The sequence below is a fragment of the Segatella copri genome (genome assembly GCF_002224675.1).
Classification (GTDB): domain Bacteria; phylum Bacteroidota; class Bacteroidia; order Bacteroidales; family Bacteroidaceae; genus Prevotella; species Prevotella copri_U.
Genome location: NZ_NMPZ01000070.1, coordinates 1 through 964, shown reverse-complemented (window position 1 = coordinate 964; position 964 = coordinate 1). Strand labels below are relative to the sequence as shown.

1 rRNA gene is annotated in these 964 nt (G+C 42.3%); it reads left to right on the top strand.

The annotated features are described in order from the left end of the window. Positions 1-487 precede the first annotated feature (487 nt). Positions 488-964: ribosomal RNA gene (locus CFT61_RS17125) — 16S ribosomal RNA — on the top strand; the annotation flags it as partial.

Genomic DNA, 964 nt, shown 5'->3' with positions numbered 1-964 from the left:
TCTTTTTTCGCTGTTTTTCCTATTTCCCACAGATTTCACAGATGTACACAGATTTTAGACCTGTTCGGTCTTTGATGACGCAGATTCTTTGCTGCTCATAAAAATATGGAAAAACACTTGGTTAAGGCTAAAATAGCCCTTTTTTACCACCTAAGTGTTAAAATACTGTTAAAATGCAAACTTTTCTTGTGAATTATTTGGTGGGTTCAGATTTTTGTTGTACTTTTGCACTCGCTTTTGAGAAATCACTTCTCTAAGCAACTAAAGAAAGAGTTCTTTGAAAGATTTTACATAAACAGACAAGTAGTACAAGAAGCGGTTAACTTCTTAGAAATAAGAAAGTTGACTGGGTAAAAGAAACGAACCGTCAAGCAATTGACAAGTCAGGTTTACTAAGCTTCAATAAACGAAAAGGATATTCGTCCTAAGTACAGACAACAAACACCGATTGCTTCAGCAATGAGGCAAGAAGTAAAAATGATATTTTACAATGGAGAGTTTGATCCTGGCTCAGGATGAACGCTAGCTACAGGCTTAACACATGCAAGTCGAGGGGAAACGATATTGGAAGCTTGCTTCCGATAGGCGTCGACCGGCGCACGGGTGAGTAACGCGTATCCAACCTGCCCACCACTTGGGAATAACCTTGCGAAAGTAAGACTAATACCCAATGATATCTCTAGAAGACATCTGAAAGAGATTAAAGATTTATCGGTGATGGATGGGGATGCGTCTGATTAGCTTGTTGGCGGGGTAACGGCCCACCAAGGCAACGATCAGTAGGGGTTCTGAGAGGAAGGTCCCCCACATTGGAACTGAGACACGGTCCAAACTCCTACGGGAGGCAGCAGTGAGGAATATTGGTCAATGGGCGAGAGCCTGAACCAGCCAAGTAGCGTGCAGGATGACGGCCCTATGGGTTGTAAACTGCTTTTATAAGGGAATAAAGTGAGAGTCGTGACTC